A 16648-nucleotide genomic window follows, 5' to 3' on the forward strand; every position below is an offset into this window, starting at 1 on the left:
GGCGACCGGTCAGCCCGTCGACGGAACGCCGACCGAGTTCTTCAGCTCCAGCACGAGCTGCGGGCTGAGCGCGGCTCCGGCGCGGTTGGCGAACAGGGTCATCTCGTAGGCGATGTTGCCCAGCTTGGCCTCCTTGTCGGCGACCACGCCGAGCACGGCACCGCTGCCGATCGCGGAGACCAGCACATGGCCGCCCTCCAGATCGATGATGACCTTGTTCAGCGCGCCCAGGCCGTAGTTGCCGGAGGCACCGGCGGCCAGACTGGTCAGGCCGGAGACGATCGCGGCGAGCCGCTCGGAATGGGCGCGCTCACGCAACTGCGCGACGGCGATGAGCAGCCCGTCCGAGGAGACCGCGATGGCGTCCACGACACCCGCCGTCTCGGTCGCGAAGCGGTTGAGCAGCCAGGTGAAGTCGGCCGCCGCGGCCCGTAGTTCGTCCGGTGTGGCGTCCGATGCCGGTGTGCCACCTGTCGACGTACTCACTGCTCCGCTCCTTCCGGGAGGTGGTTCTGGTGGTGCGGGGGGTCTGATGGGGTGTGCGGCGCGCTGCCCGGGGCGTCGTCCGTGCTGTCGCGGTGCGCGCGCTCCACGGCCGCCTCGAACTCCTCCAGCGCACTGCGTACGGCGTCGGCGTCGGCGGTGTGCGCGGCGGGCCGGGCGCCGGGCGCGGCCGGGTTGGCCTCGGCGCCGAGGGTGCCGCGCAGGGTGGCGCCCCGTACCCGGCGGCGCAACGGCCGCGGTGAGCCGTCGGCCCGGTCGAGCGGGCGTTCGCTCCGGGCCTTGGGGATCAGCGGGGTGCCGTCGTCGGGGGCGGCCGGGTCACGCCGGGGCACCCGGCGGGGCAGCGGGGTGGCCTCGCCCTCGGGGGCGGGCAGCGCGGCGGCCGGCCGGGGACCGGAGGGGACCGCCGGAGCGTCGGAGGCTTCGCCGCCCTCGGGGGCCTCGGCGGTGGCTCCGGCCGCTTCGGGGGCCGCGGCGGCTTCCGGGGCCGTGGGCGCCTCGGGCGGCTTCGGGGCTTCGGGGGCGGTGCCGTTCGCCGCGGACCGGTCGGCCGTGGCGGACGCCACCGGGCTCATCGTCAGCAGCAGGGACGACGGGATACGGATCTCCGCGGTGACGCCGCCGCCCTGGGTGCGGGTGAGGGCGATGCCGATCTCCCAGCGGCGGGCCAGGGTGCCCACCACGAACAGACCGAGGACCTTGGTGGGGACGAGGTCGAGCCGCTCGCGGCGGACCAGCCGGGCGTTCTCCTCGGCGAGCCGCTCGGTGCTCATGCCGAGACCGTGGTCGGCGACGGTGATGACGGCGTCGCCCCGCGCCCCGGTGCGGACGGTCACCTCCACCGGGCTGCCCGCGGGGGAGAACGACACCGCGTTCTCCAGCAGTTCGGCCACCATCAGCGTGAGGTCGCCGATGATGTCCGGCTCGACCATCACCTCGGTACCGGCGTGCAGTTCCACCCGCTGGTAGCCCTCGATCTGGCCGAGCGCCGCGCGGACGACATTGGTGAGCGCGGTCGGTCCCGAGGCCAGCACCGTCTCCCGCAGACCGGCCAGCAGCATCAGGCTGTCGGCGTTGCGGCGCAGCCGGACCGCGATGTGGTCGATGCGGTAGAGCCGCTCCAGCAGCTCCGGGTCGGTCTCGCCGCGCTCGACGGCGTCGATCAGCGCGAGCTGGCGGGTGGTGAGGTTGCTGACCCGGCGGCCCACGTTGCCGAACATCTCGGCGACGTTGCGGCGGCTGAGCACCTGCCGCTCCAGCAGGGCGACGGCGGTGGTCTGCACATGGTTGAACGCGTCGGCCAGCTCACCGATCTCGTCCTTGGCGGTGACCGGCACGTCCCGCAGCAGCGGCGGCCCGTCGTCCTCGGTGTCGTCGTCGGCCACCCGCGCCAGTTCGCGGGCGGCGGCCTCGGCGACCTCCTGCGCGACACCGGTCAGCGCCAGCACCGGGCGGACCACCGAGCGGCGCACGGCCACGGACAGCGCGAGCCACAGCCCGTACCCGAACAGGGCGACGAACAGCAGCCGGGCCGCGTTGCCGAGGGCGCTCTTGGAGGAGGCGTCGGCGCGGTCGGCGATCTGCTCGATCAGCGAGGAGGTGATCTCCAGCCGGACCTGCGCCTGCTCCCGGTAGGTGGGGTAGGCGGCGATGGCCGCGGTGAAACTGTCCCGGATCTCCTCCGGGGTCTCGGACTGGAGGCCGCTCGGGTCGATCTGCTGCTCCGCGTACTCCTGCTCGATGACGGCCAGCGCGGAGCTGTGCTCGATGGCGGACAGTTCGGCGGCCTGCTCGTCGGAGGCGAACCGGGCGAACCGGTCGGCCTGGTCGGTGTACACCTCATGGGCGCCGACGGCGTTGATGAACTGGCTCTGCGCGTTGGAGTCGCCGGTGGCGGCGGAGAACACGGCGGTCTCGAAGGAGCCGTGCGCGGCGTCGGCGCGCAGCAGCGAGTCCAGCAGATTGCCGGTGAAGGTGGCCGCGAGGGCGGGGTTGCGGTCCAGGTCGAGGCCGTCGATCAACGCGTGGGTGACGTTGTTGTACGCCGGGTCGATGTTGTCGGCGGGCAGATAGCCCTGCTCGATGGTGTCGCGCAGGGTGTCCAGGCCCTCGGCCTCGCGCAGCGCGTGGGCGGCGTCCGCCGGGAGTTGGTCGCCGTAGATGGCGCGGACGTCGGACACCTGGGCCTCGACCGCGGCCTGGGCCTCGCGGTAGCGGTCGGCCGACTGGCTGGTGCCCGCCGCCTCGAAGCGCACCGAGAGCAGGATGGCCTGCTGGTGCTCGGTCTGGAGGCGGTCCACCAGTTCGGCGACCTGCACGCTGTCCCGCACCAGCCGGGCGGCGTCGGCCGCCTCGCGGGCCTTCCCGATCTGCCCGACGATCAGATACGACAGCAGGATGGCCAGTCCGGCGAGCGGGACGCCGACCAGCACATTGAGCTTGTGCTGGAAGGGCCAGCGGTCCGCGAAACGCCGGAGGCCACGCGGGATGCGCGGCGGGACCGGGTGCGGGGCGGAGTCGGCGCCGGGGGAGCCTTCCGGACCGGGGCTCCCCTTCGCTGCGGCTCCGCTGCGCTCATTCGTGGACACCGGGCCTCCTCCATGGGTGTCTCGCGCGCGAAGATTTCACGTGACTGTCGCAGAACGACCGCAGATCGTTTCTGACCGGCTGGGGACGGGCGGGTGACGACACCTGAGCAACTCTCGTATACCTGTGTGACTCCCGCCAACCCCGGCGACACTACCCCCTCTTGGGAAGATCGCCTGGGGACGCCGAGTCAAGAATCCATTACAACCCGCTGCGTACCGAGGACGCGTTGTCCGCGCGTCCTTCACAAATGATTACGCTGCGCATTCTGTTGGTGACCAAGCTGCACTTGACTGAGCTGGAAGCGCCTGGATTGGATCAGAAAACGCCATGCGTCATCGGCGGTTCGACTCATCCACCACCAGACTTCTGAGCCCGGAACGGGAATCGTGACTTCTACCGCTAAGAGCAGCTGGTCCAGAACGAGACATTCCGGCGTGGCCGCCGCCGCGCTCGCCGTCGTGGCGTCGCTCCTGGCGGGATGCGGCTCCTCGGACGGCTCGTCCGACGACCCGCTGGACGAGGGCAAGGCGGACGGCGGCACCGTCGTCGTCGGCTCCAACAACTTCGCCGAGTCCATCCTGCTGGCCGACATCTACGGCGAGGCCCTGAAGGCCGAGGGCATCAAGGTCGAGTACCGGCCCAACATCGGCAGCCGGGAGACCACCTACGGGCTGCTGAAGAACGGCACCATCACCGTGCTGCCCGAGTACAACGGCTCCCTGCTGGCCTATCTCGACCCGGACGCCGGGCAGGAGTCGGTCGAGAAGGTCAACGCCGCCGTCAAGACCGCGCTCGACAGCAAGCTGACCCTGCTGGAGTCCTCCCCGGCCGAGGACAAGGACTCCGTGGCGCTGAACGCCGAGACCGCCGAAGAGCACTCCCTCACCTCCGAGTCGACCCTCGCCGACCTCGCGGGCATCGCGCCCGACCTGGTCATCGGGGGCTCGCCCGAATTCCAGACCCGCCACCAGGGGCTGGTCGGGCTGGAGAAGGAGTACGGCCTGAAGTTCAAGTCCTTCAAGGCGCTCGACGCCGGTGGCCCGCTCACCCAGGCGGCGCTGACGAAGAACACCGTGCAGGCCGCGGACATCTTCACCACCGACCCGACCATCAAGAAGGAGGGCTTCGTCGTCCTCAAGGACCCGAAGAACCTCTTCGGGTTCGCGAACGTGACCCCGCTGGTCCACAAGTCCGGGCTGCCCCAGAAGGGGGTGGACGCGCTCAACGCGGTCTCCGCGAAGCTGGACACGGCGACCCTGCTCGAACTGGACGCCCAGGTCCAGCTGGAGAACAAGGACCCGCTGGACGTGGCCCGCGACTGGCTGAAGACGGCCGGACTGGACTGAGCCCGGCCCTCACCCCGTACGAGGGCGGCGCCCCGGTGACCGACGGGAGCACCGGGACGCCGCCCCCGTCACGGGGGAGGGGCGCGCTCGCGCACGTGTTCAGGAATCCCCGATGATTCACGCGATGGTGTGATCATCTGGCGGGATGCGGATGCGTCTCATGGGGCAGGGGTAGCCCCCGGCCATGACGCAGCCGTTCGAACTCCCGCACTTCTACATGCCGTATCCGGCCCGACTCAATCCCCATCTGGAGGAGGCCCGGACCCACTCCAGAACGTGGGCCCGCGAGATGGGGATGCTGGAGGGGTCCGGGATCTGGGAGCAGGCGGACCTGGACGCGCACGACTACGGTCTGCTGTGCGCCTACACCCACCCGGACTGCGACGGACCCGCGCTGTCCCTGATCACCGACTGGTACGTGTGGGTCTTCTTCTTCGACGACCACTTCCTGGAGACCTTCAAGCGCTCCCAGGACCGCGCCGGCGGCAAGGCGTACCTCGACCGGCTCCCGCTGTTCATGCCGCTCGACCCGGGCACCCCCGTGCCCGAGCCGCGCAACCCGGTGGAGGCCGGTCTCGCCGATCTGTGGGCGCGCACGGTGCCGGCGATGTCCCCGGACTGGAGGGAACGGTTCTCCACGGCGACCGAGCATCTGCTCAACGAGTCCCTGTGGGAGCTGTCCAACATCAACGAGGGGCGGATCTCCAACCCCGTCGAGTACATCGAGATGCGCCGCAAGGTCGGCGGCGCGCCCTGGTCCGCCGGACTGGTCGAGTACGCGACCGCCGAGGTCCCGGCGTCCGTCTCCCGCTCCCGGCCGCTGCGGGTGCTGATGGAGACGTTCTCCGACGGTGTCCATCTGCGCAACGACCTCTTCTCCTACCAGCGCGAGGTCGAGGACGAGGGCGAACTCAGCAACGGCGTCCTGGTCCTGGAGACGTTCTTCGGCTGCTCCACCCAGGAGGCCGCCGAGGCCGTCAACGACGTACTGACCTCACGGCTGCACCAGTTCGAGCACACCGCCCTCACCGAGGTCCCGGCGATCGCCCTGGAACACGCCCTCACCCCCGGCGAGATCGCCGCCGTCGCCGCGTACACCAAGGGACTCCAGGACTGGCAGTCCGGCGGTCATGAATGGCATCTGCGCTCCAGCCGCTACATGAACGAGAAGACCCGCGGCACCGCCTCCGGCACCGCCGACGGCACCACCCCCTGGGCCGCCGCCCTCGCCGCCCCGAGCGGCCCCGGCACCGCGGCGGCCACCCTCGCCTCGCTCGTCGCGGCCGGCGGCTCGGCGCTGTCGCACACCCACACCGGACGCTCCGGCCGGCTGCGCAACCACACCCATGTGCCGTACCCCGAGGTCGGCCCGTCCCTGATCCCCGACCTCCACATGCCCTTCGCCCTCCAGCTCAGCCCCCACCTCGACGCCACCCGCGCCCGGCTGAAGGACTGGTGCCGCGCCACCGGCCTCCTCCAGGAGGGGGTCTGGGACGAGGACAAACTCCGCGCCTACGACCTGGCGCTGTGCTCCTGCGGCATCGACCCGGACGGCACCCCCGAGGCCCTCGACCTCAGCGCCGCCTGGCTCGCCTGGGGCACCTACGGCGACGACTACTACCCGCTGGTCTACGGCCACCGCCGCGACCTCGCCGCCGCCCGGCTCACCACCGCCCGCCTCTCCGCCTGCATGCCGGTGCACGGCGCGGACGCCGCCTGCGTCCCCGTCCCGGCCAACGCCATGGAGCGCGGGCTGATCGACCTGTGGGCGCGCACCACGGCACAGATGACGACCGGGCACCGCGAGCGGCTGAAGACCGCCGTCGACCGGATGACCGAGTCCTGGGTGTGGGAGCTGGTCAACCAGTTCCAGAACCGCGTCCCCGACCCGGTCGACTACCTGGAGATGCGCCGCGACACCTTCGGCTCCGACCTCACCCTCAGCCTGTGCCGGATGGGCCACGGCCCCGCCGTCCCCGAGGAGGTCTACCGCAGCGGCCCGGTCCGCTCCCTGGAGAACGCCGCCGCCGACTACGCCTGCCTCCTCAACGACGTCTTCTCCTACCAGAAGGAGATCCAGTACGAGGGCGAGATCCACAACGCGATCCTCGTCGTGCAGAACTTCTTCGGCTGCGACTACCCGACCGGCCTCGGCATCGTCCACGATCTGATGACCCAGCGGATGCAGCAGTTCGAGCATGTCGTCGCGCACGAACTGCCCGTCGTCTACGACGACTTCCAGCTCTCCGCCGAAGCCCGCGGGATCATGCGCGACTACGTGGTCGACCTCCAGAACTGGCTGGCGGGCATCCTCAACTGGCACCGCTCGGTGGACCGCTACAAGGCCGAGTACCTCGCCGGGCGCACCCATGGCTTCCTGCCGGACCGTCCTCCCGCGCCGGTCCCGCCGTTCAGCCGGATGCCGCTGACACCTCTGTCGCCTCTGACACCGCAGACGCCTCTGACGCCTCTGACGCCGCCACAGCCACCGTCCCCGCCGTGGTCGTCGTCGCTGTCGCCGCTGCCGGTCAGCTGACCCCCCACACCCAGGTCGCGGTCTCCTCGGCCAGCTCCCGGACCCCCCTCGCGGCGGCCTCCGAGAGCCGGCCGAGTATCGCGTCCCCGGCCGCCAGCACCGTCCGCGCCTCCCGCGCGAGGCCCGCGTCGGCGAGGGCGACGGCGAGCGTGTAGTGCTCCTGTGCCACCCGGCGGCCGAGGGTGACCCGGTGCCAGTACAGGAGCGAGCCGTCGCCCGGGTCGGCCAGGATGTCCCGGAGCCCCGCCAGGGTTGCGGCGGCCGACTCCGCCAGGCCCGCCTCCCGCTCCAGCCGGGCCTGGTCGAGCCGGGCCGACACCCGGTTCCACGCGGTGTCCTGCAACGCCGTGTGCAGCCGCTGGGCGCGCAGGGCCTGGCGCAGGTCGCCCAGCCGCTCGAACTCCCGGGCCAGATCCGCGAGCGGCTGCGGGACCAGCCGACCGGGATCGGCCGGGCTCCTGAGCCGGCCCTGGTCCAGCTCGATCTCGTCCAGGTCCCGGATCAGGGCCACCCGCGCCAGCTCGGTCAGCCCCTGGTCGAGGGCGAGCCCGGTCCATAGGAGCAGTGGTTCGTCCGCGGGATCCGAGCCGAACCGCAAGGTGTCCAGATCGCGTGCCCAGCGCGCCAGCTCCGCACCGTCCGCGCGGGCACCGGGCAGTTCGCTCAGCCCCTGCGCGGTGTCGAAGTCGGTGTCCCGCACCTCGTGCAGCAGCGGCAGGTCCTCCGCCCGGCCGTACCGCCCCACCAGCATGGCGGCGAGCCGCAGTTCGTCCGTCATCGACCGGTCCGCCTCCCGGCGCAGCAGCCGCCGCAGCAGCTCCCGGTCGCCCTCCGCGCGGTCGAACTGGGCGGCCCGCAGCACCACCCGGCGGCGCACCGCGTCCGACTCCACCGCCGCGCGCGTCGCCCCGTCCCCCCTGCGCAGCGCCGCGAGGTCGGCGCGGCCCCGGGCGAGCACCGGTGTCCACAGCGGGGGGAGCGGGCGGTCGTGGAGCGGTTCGTAGGCCCGGCCCTCCTCGGCGTTGAGCAGCACGAACTCCGGTTCGCTGCGCTCCAGTGCGGCGTACAGCAGCCTCACCAGCTCGACCCGCGGGCGCTCCGGCAGGCCCAGCGCGGCGAGCAGGGCGACGCGCTGCTCCTCGACCCCGGGGCCGTAGTGCTCAAGGAACTCCGCGGCGACCTCCGCCGCCATGGCCTGGACCGCCGCCTCGCCGTCCTCCGGTGTGAGGTTCGCGTACGCGCCCCAGTCCGGCAGGCCGATGACTGTCTCCAGGGCCTCGTCCACGGTCGAGCCGACCAGCCCGGACGCGCCCTCCGAGGAGGCGTACAGCACCGAGCCGTCCGCGCACCGGAAGTACGTGCCACCGGTGTCGTCGCCGGCGATGACCTCCAGCGGGCCGCCCGTGACGAGGCGGACCTCCTCGACATGGCCGTGGTCGGCACGGTCCACATCGAAGCCGAAGGGGTGGGCGGCTCGCGCCGCGAGAGAGGGCTGCTCCCTGAGCAGCCGCAGGGCTTCATCCGTCATGTCACGGAACGTAACAGCCAGCGCTGACATTCTCGGTGCATGACGGGAACTGGCGTTCGATGGTTGAGCGCTTTTCGGTCCTGACCGGAGTTCAGTCTCACTCGTTCGTGACTCGTCGGGCGCCGATGCGCCGGGTAGAGCACAGCGGGAGGTGATCCGATGGAACAGACGGCGCTGCGACCCAAGCCGATGCCCGGTCGGGTGTCCGGGACCGGTCGGCCCGGCGGTGCGAAGAACCGCGGGGAGAAGGCCGGGGCCACCCGCCGACCGCACGCCGCGCGGCGCCGGAACCGACGGCTGCGGACGCTGCTCCTCGGCCTCCTGGCCGGTACCGTGCTGGTCCTCTCCGGAGTCGGCATCGGCACGGTCGGCGCCACCGTGATCGGCATGAGCACCCTCGCCGACCTGCGACGGCAGCCCCCGGAAGCGGCGGGACCGGTTCCGCGTACCGCCCCCGGCGGCACGGCCGGGGTGGCCGGATCCGATGCCTCCGTGCCGCCCGGCTCCCCGGCCCTTCCCGGCGCGACCCTCGGCGCCGAGGCCGTCGACGCCGAGAAGCCCGGCGCCCTGCTCGTCGGCGTCCACGTACCCGGCCCCGGGCACTCCGCCGGACTCGTCCGCGGTGATGTCCTCCTCACCTTCGACGGCACCCGCGTGGACGCCGCCGCCGACCTCGCCCGCGCGGTCCGCGCGGCCGAACCGGGAAAGCCGGTCACCGTGACCGTTCGCCACGACAGCGGCGGCTACCAGCAACTCTCCGTGACACCGGGCTACGTCCTCTGACCCCACGGCCGCCGCGGGTGACCGGGGCGGAACGCGGAAGCGGGGCCGGGGAAAACACCGGTGCGGGGCCGCGGAATCGGCGGTGGGAGGCCGGGGGAAACGCGGGTGCGGGCCCAGGGTCATCGCGGGGGTCGAACCTGGGCGGACCGCTCGCGCGGTACTCGCGGGGGAGGCAGGATGCTGCCGTAGTCCACCCCGTCGCCAGGGAGGCCCCCGATGACCGCCAGCCCGCGTGAGCCCTTCACCGCCGATGACTACCGGGCCCGTACGGAGCGCGCCGTGCGGGAGGCCGAGGCCGCCGGGCTGGCCGGACTGCTCATCGCGCCGGGGCCCGACCTCGTCTGGCTCACCGGCTACGCCCCGCCCGCGGCGACCGAACGGCTCACTCTGCTGGTCCTCGCCCCCGGCCGCGATCCGGCGCTGGTCGTGCCCACCCTGGAGGCGCCCGACGCGGCCAAGGCCACCGGGGCGCCCGCCTTCGCGCTGCGCGACTGGACCGACGGCGAGGACCCCTACGCCGCCACCGCCGCCCTGCTCGCCCCGACCGGCCGCTTCGGCGTCAGCGACAACGCCTGGGCCCTGCATCTGCTCGGTCTGCAAAGGGCGCTGCCGCACAGTTCGTACGCCGCCCTCACCGAGGCACTGCCCATGCTCCGCGCCGTCAAGGACGCCGCCGAACTGGAGCTGATGGCGGCGGCGGGCGCGGCGGCCGACGCGACCTTCGAGGAGATCCGCGCGGTGCGCTTCGGCGGCCGGCGCGAGTCCGAGGTCTCCGCCGACCTCGCCGCGCTGCTGCGCCGCCACGGACACGAACAGGTGGACTTCACCATCGTCGCCTCCGGCCCCAACGGCGCCAACCCGCACCACGAGGCGGGCGACCGGGTCATCGAGCGCGGCGACATGGTCGTCCTCGACTTCGGCGGCCTCAAGGACGGCTACGGCTCCGACACCTCCCGCACGGTCCACGTCGGCGAACCCACCGACGAGGAACGCCGGGTGCACGATCTGGTGCGCGCCGCCCAGCAGGCCGGATTCGAGGCGGTACGGCCCGGCGTCGCCTGCCAGGAGGTCGACCGGGCCGCCCGCGCGGTCATCGCCGACGCCGGATACGGCACGTACTTCATCCACCGCACCGGACACGGCATCGGCGTCACCACCCACGAGCCGCCGTACATGATCGAGGGCGAGGAACGGCCCCTGGTGCCCGGCATGTGCTTCTCCGTGGAACCCGGCGTCTATCTGCCCGGCCGCTTCGGCGTCCGCATCGAGGACATCGTCACCGTCACCGGGGACGGCGGCCGGAGGCTGAACGACACCACACGCGAACTCGTGGTCGTCGACTGAGCCCGGACCACCCCTCTCATCCGGAGACCGCACACGACGACGTGACCATGACCCCGGCAGCGACACCCGCACCGACACCGACCGCGGACACCGTCCGCAGGTTGGTCCGCACCCTGCTCGAAGAACCCGGCGACGGGAAGGAAACCGTCGGCGGCAGCGGCGCTCCCGGCCCCGGCGGTCCCGAGGTCCGGCCGGTCTCCGGCACCGGCGTCACCTGGTGGGTCGGCACCCGCCATGTGCTGCGCCTCGCCCCCGACCCCGAGGCCGCCGTCCGCCACCGCCGCGAACTGCGGCTGCGCGAACTGGTCCGCCCGCACCTCCCGGTCACCGTGCCCCTCAGCGTGGCGCACGGCGAGTGGGCGCCCGGCCTCGGCTACACCCTGGACACCAAGGTGCCCGGCGGCTCCGGCGACCGCCAGGACGTCTCCGCGCTCGGCGAGGCCGACCTCGCCGCCGTCCTCACCGGGCTGCGCGAGGTGCCCGTACGACAGGCCGAGGCGCTCGGGGTGCCACGGCTGGCGCCCCGCTCGCTGGAGGCACTGCGGCAGGCGGCCACGGACGCCGCCGAACGGCTCGCCGCCGCCGACGAGTTCGACTCCGCGCGCGTGCGCCAGCTCACCCCGGCCGCCGCCGCCCAGCTGGGGACCCGGTCCGGCGCCGCCGGCACCTTCGGCGCCCCCGTCCTGGTCCACCACGCCCTGACCGCCGAGCACCTCGTGGTCAGCGCCGACGGCCGGGTGCGGGGCGTCCTCGGCTGGGACGAGGCCGCGATCGGCGACCCCGCCGAGGACATCGCCGCCCTCGCCCAGGCCGTCGGCTCCCCGGCCGCCGTCCGCGCCGCCACCCTCGCCGGCTACGGCGCCCGCCCCTGTCTGCGCGGGCTGTGGCTGGCCCGCTGCGACGCGGTCGTCCACCTCGCCGCCCGCGTCGAGGGCGGGGGTGGCCCGGTGCCGCTGTCCGCCCTGCGCGACCGGACGGCGCACGCGTGGGAGGCGATCCTGCTGGAGCGGGTGACAGAACTGCGGGAGGACGACCCGCCCTGAGCCGCCTTCAGAGCGTGTCCCCCGTGGTTGCGTCCTCCGGGGTTGCGTCCCCCGTCGCCGCGGCGGGCTCGGCTCAGGGCTGCACCAGCACCACGCACGACTCGCCCGGCAGCCGCAGCAGCCCGTCCTCGCCCGGCGGCTCCACCGGCTCCCACGCGGCGAGGACCACCGCGCGGCGGGTGCCCAGCGGGATCGCGGCGGGCTCCCCGGCGTGGTTGACGGCCACACAGATGTCCCCGCGCCGGAAGGCGAGCCAGCGCGCGCTCTCGTCGTAGGCCACCTTGAGGTCGGACAGATCGGGGTCGGTGAGGTCGGGCTGGTCCTGGCGGAGCGCGAGCAGCCGCCGGTACCAGGCCAGCACCCGCGCGTGGGGCTCGCGGTCCGGCTCGGACCAGTCCAGGCACGAGCGGTCCCGGGTCGCCGGGTCCTGCGGGTCGGGCACCTCCTCCTCGGCCCACCCGTGCGCGGCGAACTCGCGCCGCCTGCCCCGCCGTACCGCGTCCGCCAGGTGCGGGTCGGTGTGGTCGGTGAAGAACTGCCAGGGCGTGGCCGCCGCCCACTCCTCGCCCATGAACAGCATCGGGGTGAAGGGCCCGGTCAGCGCGAGGGTCGCCCCGCACGCGAGGAGACCGGGGGAGAGGGCGGCCGACAGCCGGTCGCCCTGGGCGCGGTTGCCGACCTGGTCATGGGTCTGGGTGTAGCCGAGCAGCCGGTGCGCGGCGATCCGGGTCCGGTCCAGCGGGCGGCCGTGGTGGCGGCCCCGGAAGCCGGAGTACGTGCCGTCGTGGAAGAAGCCGCCCGTGAGCGTCTTGGCGAGCGCGGCGAACGGGGCCCGCGCGAAGTCGGCGTAGTAGCCCTGGGACTCGCCGGTCAGGGCGGTGTGCAGGGCGTGGTGGAAGTCGTCGCTCCACTGCGCGTGCAGTCCCAGGCCGCCCTCCGCGCGCGGTGTGATCACCCGGGGGTCGTTGAGATCGGACTCGGCGACCAGGAACAGCGGCCGGCCCACCTCGGCGGAGAGCGCGTCGACCGACGTCGACAGCTCCTCCAGGAACGGGTACGCGCGGCTGTCCGCCAGGGTGTGCACGGCGTCCAGCCGCAGCCCGTCGAGCCGGTAGTCCCGCAGCCAGGCCAGCGCGCTGCCGAGCAGATAGGCGCGCACTTCGTCGGAGCCCGGCGCGTCCAGATTGACCGCCGAACCCCACGGCGTGTGATGGGTGTCCGTGAAGTACGGGCCGAACTCGGGGAGGTAGTTCCCGGACGGCCCGAGGTGGTTGTGGACGACGTCCAGGACCACGCCCAGACCCAGGGAGTGCGCCCGGTCCACGAACCGCTGGAGCGCCTCGGGACCGCCGTACGGCTCGTGCACCGCCCACAGCGACACGCCCTCGTAGCCCCAGCCGTGCCGGCCCGGGAAGGGGCACAGCGGCATCAACTCCACATGGGTGACGCCCAGTTCCGCGAGGTGGCCGAGCCGCTCGGCGGCGGCGTCCAGGGTGCCCTCGGGCGTGTACGTGCCCACGTGCAGCTCGTACAGCACCGCCCCCTGGAGCGGGCGCCCGGACCACCGCGCCCGCCAGGTGTGGCGTCCGTGGTCGACCACCGCGCTCAGCCCGTCCGGGCCGTCCGGCTGCCGCCGCGAGCGCGGATCGGGCCGGACCGGCCCGCCGTCCAGCGCGTAGCCGTACCGCGAGCCGTGCGCCGCGTCGGCCTCTCCCCTCCACCATCCCGCTCGCCGCGGATCGCGTTCCATCGCGCGCGTGGCGCCGTCGCACTCCAGCGCCACGCTCTCTGCCTGCGGTGCCCACACCTCGAACTGCACGGACGGTTCCCCTTCGTCTGCTCACCGGGATGTAGCGCGTCCCATGGTGCGGGAAGCGCGATCATTTGGCTGTCCCATACCCCCGTTCGCGTCCGGTGTCGGCGGGTACGCGCGCGTGGCCGGTGCTGACCGGTTTTCTGGACACCCGCTCCTCGCTGACCGACAATCAGCCTTGTGACGTCGTCCTTCGAGTTCTCCACGTACCCCGCGCGGCTCTCGGACGCGGAGCGCGACCAGGCGCTGAAGGTGCTCCGTGACGGCGTCGCCAAGGGCCGTCTGTCGCACGACACGTTCGTGCGCCGCATGGAACTGGCGCTGGTGGCCCGCCGCTCCGACGAGCTGGCCCTGCTCACCGCCGATCTGCCCACCGAGGGCCGCCTTTCCCGCGCGGTGTTCGGCACCGTCGAGGCCGTCTCCGGGTTCACCGTACGGCTGCGCACGGCCTGGCGGGCCGAGCGGCTGCCCAAGCTGCTGCTGCCCCACCCGGCGGCCGGGCACGCGCTGCGGATCGGCCGCGACCCGGCGAACGGGCTGCGGCTGAACCACGAGACGGTCTCGCGCGTGCACGCCGAACTCACCCGCCAGGGCGGCATGTGGGTGCTGCGCGACCTCGGCTCCACCAACGGCACCACGGTCAATGGACGCCGGGTCATCGGCGCGGTCGCGGTGGCGGAGGGCGACCAGGTGTCCTTCGGCCGCATGGCCTTCCGACTGGCGGCGGGCTGAACGGGGTTGTCGGCGCCGCGCCCGATGCCTGCCGCCGCGGATGGGGTCGGATGCGCCCGGCGTGTGCCCCCGGCGCCGCGTCCGACGCCCGCCCCGCCGGACGGCGTCCGAGGCGTCCGACGCCCGCCCCGCCGGACGGCGTCCGAGGCGTCCGACGCCCGCCCCGCCGGTGGGCCCCCGCGCGGGACGCCCCGCCCGCTGTCCTGGAGAACCCTTTGCCTGCGCCGGTGTTGACGTCCACCCCTGTGCGTGACTGACTGACTGTGCCTACGCCTGCACTACAGGTGATACGACGACGGCGTCGCACGGGGGAGGTGTGCCCTGCCGCCCCTCCAGCGCTACCCCACCCCCGACGAACTGGGCTCCCGGGCCGCCGCCCTCGTGGCCCGCCGGCCGGGGCTCGCCCGGCTGCGTCGCGCGGGCACCTCGCGCGCGGGCTCGCCCCTGTGGCTGCTGTCCGTGGGGCGCGGCAGCCGGCACGCCCTCGTCGTCGCCGGACCGCACGCCAACGAGCCGTGCGGCGGCGCCACCACCCTCCACCTGGCCGAGCGGGTGCTCGCCGACCCCGCGCTCCACGAGGGCGCCGATGTCACCTGGGACCTGCTGCTCTGCCTCGACCCGGACGGGCTGCGCCGCAACGAGGGGTGGCTGCGAGGTCCGTACACACTCGGCCGGTACTTTCGGAACTTCTTCCGCCCCGGCTTCCTCGAACAGCCCGAGTGGCTGCCCGACGGCGCGGCCGGCGCCGTGCTGCCCGAGACCCGGGCGCTGCTCGGGCTCCAGGACCAGATGAAACCTTTCTTCCAGTGTTCGCTGCACGGAGTGGACGTCGGCGGCGGCTTCGTCGAACTCACCCGGGACCTGCCCGGACTGGCCCCGCGCGTCGCCCGTGCGGCGGCCCGGCTGGGCGTACCGCGCGAACTCGGCCCGTACGACACCCTGTACTGGCCCGCCCTCGGCCCCGCCGTCTACCGGATCCCCCGCCCCCGGCGCGCGGGCCTGGCCGCCGCGATCACCGAGGCGGCGGTGGAGTCCACCTGGTTCCACCCCCACCGGTACGGCACCGTCACGGCCGTCGTGGAGGCCCCGATGTGGGGGGTGGCCGCCGTGCAGGACGGCTCCGCGCTCGCCGACCCCGACGGCGCGCTGCGCGCCCTCAGCCGCGCTCTGCGCGCGGACACCCGGCTGCTGAAGGCGCTCCTCGCGCGCTGCCGCCCGTATCTGACGGGCGCTCCGGACGCGGGCCGGCTGCTCGCCCCCGTGGACGACTACCTTTACGTCTGCCCCGGCATCGCCGACGCCTGGGACCCGGACACCCGCGACCGCGTCCCCCGCACCCATCCGCTGCCCTCGCTCACCCGCGCGCATCTGACCGCCCTGCGGCTCGCCGCGCGCCGTCTCGCGCTGCGCACCGCCGGGCTCCTGCACCAGCTGGTGCGACGGGCCGGATCCGACCCGGCCGGGGTGCTGCCCGAGCTGAACCGGCTGATCGACCTGTGGTGCGCCGACTTCCGCGACGGGTGCGGGGCGCGCTGGATCCCGGTCGAACGGCAGGTCGCCTACCAGGCGCAGGTGGTGCTGGACGCCTTCGACCTGGCCCGGCGCCGGGCCGTACGGCCCTCCCGTTCGGGTGAGCGGGGAGGCTGGGGGCCGCCCACCGCCGTGCCGATGCACCGGGAATGACGTACAAGACGTATATGACATACCACGCATATCGCAAGGAGTCGACGGCGAGGAGGGCGGTACGCGGCGGGCTGCTCGCGGCCCTGCTGCTCGCCGCCGCCACCGCGCCCGCCCAGGCGTCCGTCCAGCCCTCCCTCCCGGGCAACTGGCTGTACCTGAGCGTCACACGCGGGGACCATCTCGTCAGCGACACCAGCGGCACCCTCCTCATGTGCAACCCGCCCCAGGGCCACACCCTGGCCGCCGAGGCATGCGGGCAACTCGCCTCCGCGGGCGGCGACATCGGCAACATCCCGCGGGCCGCCGCCAGCTGCCCCCTGCTGCACGCGCCGGTGACCGCCCACGCCCGCGGGCAGTGGAGCGGACGGTCGGTCGAGTTCCGCAAGACGTTCTCCAACGACTGCGAGCTGAAGGGGAGCACCGGCGCGGTGTTCGAGCTGGACGACTGAGCCCCCGGGGCCGCCGTACACCCGCATCCGGGCCCGCCCGTCAGGGGGCGTGCGCCCGGGACAGCGGCGGCCTCGCGCGGGAAGGCGTCCCCGCCGACGACGTACGCCGTCGTGGGGTCGGCCGACGGGGTGTCATCCACGTGGCCGCCCGCCTGACACCGGGGCTTCGGCGGGGCGGCGTCGTGGTCGGTGCCGGGCGCGGGGGCCGGGTCCGGCCGGCGGCAGGTGCGCTCGTCGCCTCGGCACGTCCACGAACGGGGGCGCGTGGGAGCAGGTGGGCTGCGCGTGGGCCGTCCGG

General features: G+C 73.6%; 12 protein-coding genes. 8 read left to right on the forward strand and 4 right to left on the reverse strand.

Annotated features, from left to right (window positions below):
* Window positions 1–9: 9 nt before the first annotated feature.
* On the reverse strand, window positions 10–486 hold the full coding sequence (locus tag ACIQNG_RS11475; RefSeq protein WP_401425951.1) for a roadblock/LC7 domain-containing protein: 477 nt from the start codon (window positions 484–486) through the stop codon (window positions 10–12).
* Window positions 483–3092 (reverse strand): ATP-binding protein, encoded by a 2610-nt coding sequence (locus ACIQNG_RS11480; protein ID WP_401484158.1) that lies wholly within the window; start codon window positions 3090–3092, stop codon window positions 483–485. The genes ACIQNG_RS11475 and ACIQNG_RS11480 overlap by 4 nt, the downstream gene beginning before the upstream one ends.
* Before the next feature lie 387 nt (window positions 3093–3479).
* Between ACIQNG_RS11480 and ACIQNG_RS11485 the strand changes: the two genes are divergently transcribed.
* Window positions 3480–4439: an ABC transporter substrate-binding protein gene (locus tag ACIQNG_RS11485; RefSeq protein WP_401425955.1), complete on the forward strand. Its 960-nt coding sequence runs from the start codon at window positions 3480–3482 to the stop codon at window positions 4437–4439.
* A gap of 184 nt (window positions 4440–4623) precedes the next feature.
* Window positions 4624–6975, forward strand: coding sequence for a germacradienol/geosmin synthase Cyc2 (gene cyc2 / locus ACIQNG_RS11490; protein ID WP_401484160.1), 2352 nt, complete (start codon window positions 4624–4626; stop codon window positions 6973–6975).
* On the opposite strand, the gene ACIQNG_RS11495 is transcribed toward cyc2, so the two are convergent.
* Window positions 6968–8503, reverse strand: a complete 1536-nt coding sequence (locus ACIQNG_RS11495; RefSeq protein WP_401484162.1) for a hypothetical protein — start codon at window positions 8501–8503, stop codon at window positions 6968–6970. The genes cyc2 and ACIQNG_RS11495 overlap by 8 nt on opposite strands.
* A gap of 159 nt (window positions 8504–8662) precedes the next feature.
* Here ACIQNG_RS11495 and ACIQNG_RS11500 point away from each other — a divergent pair, with 159 nt between their 5' ends.
* From ACIQNG_RS11500 to ACIQNG_RS11510, 3 genes are all read left to right on the forward strand, one after another.
* The gene (locus ACIQNG_RS11500) at window positions 8663–9286 is read left to right on the forward strand and encodes a PDZ domain-containing protein (RefSeq protein WP_401484165.1); all 624 of its coding nucleotides are present in this window, start codon (window positions 8663–8665) and stop codon (window positions 9284–9286) included.
* 216 nt (window positions 9287–9502) lie between these two features.
* Window positions 9503–10630 carry an aminopeptidase P family protein gene (locus tag ACIQNG_RS11505; protein WP_401425965.1) on the forward strand — a complete coding sequence of 376 codons (1128 nt, stop codon included), beginning with the start codon at window positions 9503–9505 and terminating at the stop codon, window positions 10628–10630.
* A gap of 47 nt (window positions 10631–10677) precedes the next feature.
* Window positions 10678–11673 carry an aminoglycoside phosphotransferase family protein gene (locus ACIQNG_RS11510; RefSeq protein ID WP_401484167.1) on the forward strand — a complete coding sequence of 332 codons (996 nt, stop codon included), beginning with the start codon at window positions 10678–10680 and terminating at the stop codon, window positions 11671–11673.
* A 73-nt stretch (window positions 11674–11746) separates the two neighbouring features.
* Here the strand turns inward: ACIQNG_RS11510 and treZ are convergent, their stop codons facing one another.
* On the reverse strand, window positions 11747–13492 hold the full coding sequence (gene treZ / locus ACIQNG_RS11515) for a malto-oligosyltrehalose trehalohydrolase (protein ID WP_401484169.1): 1746 nt from the start codon (window positions 13490–13492) through the stop codon (window positions 11747–11749).
* 174 nt (window positions 13493–13666) lie between these two features.
* Here treZ and ACIQNG_RS11520 point away from each other — a divergent pair, with 174 nt between their 5' ends.
* From ACIQNG_RS11520 to ACIQNG_RS11530, 3 genes are all read left to right on the forward strand, one after another.
* Window positions 13667–14218 carry an FHA domain-containing protein gene (locus ACIQNG_RS11520; RefSeq protein ID WP_401484171.1) on the forward strand — a complete coding sequence of 184 codons (552 nt, stop codon included), beginning with the start codon at window positions 13667–13669 and terminating at the stop codon, window positions 14216–14218.
* 321 nt (window positions 14219–14539) lie between these two features.
* Window positions 14540–15901 carry a M14 family zinc carboxypeptidase gene (locus ACIQNG_RS11525; protein WP_401484457.1) on the forward strand — a complete coding sequence of 454 codons (1362 nt, stop codon included), beginning with the start codon at window positions 14540–14542 and terminating at the stop codon, window positions 15899–15901.
* A 14-nt stretch (window positions 15902–15915) separates the two neighbouring features.
* Window positions 15916–16350: an SSI family serine proteinase inhibitor gene (locus tag ACIQNG_RS11530; protein ID WP_401484173.1), complete on the forward strand. Its 435-nt coding sequence runs from the start codon at window positions 15916–15918 to the stop codon at window positions 16348–16350.
* Window positions 16351–16648: the final 298 nt, after the last annotated feature.

The sequence above is a fragment of the Streptomyces sp. NPDC091377 genome, assembly GCF_044757045.1.
In the GTDB taxonomy this organism is placed as follows: Bacteria; Actinomycetota; Actinomycetes; order Streptomycetales; family Streptomycetaceae; genus Streptomyces.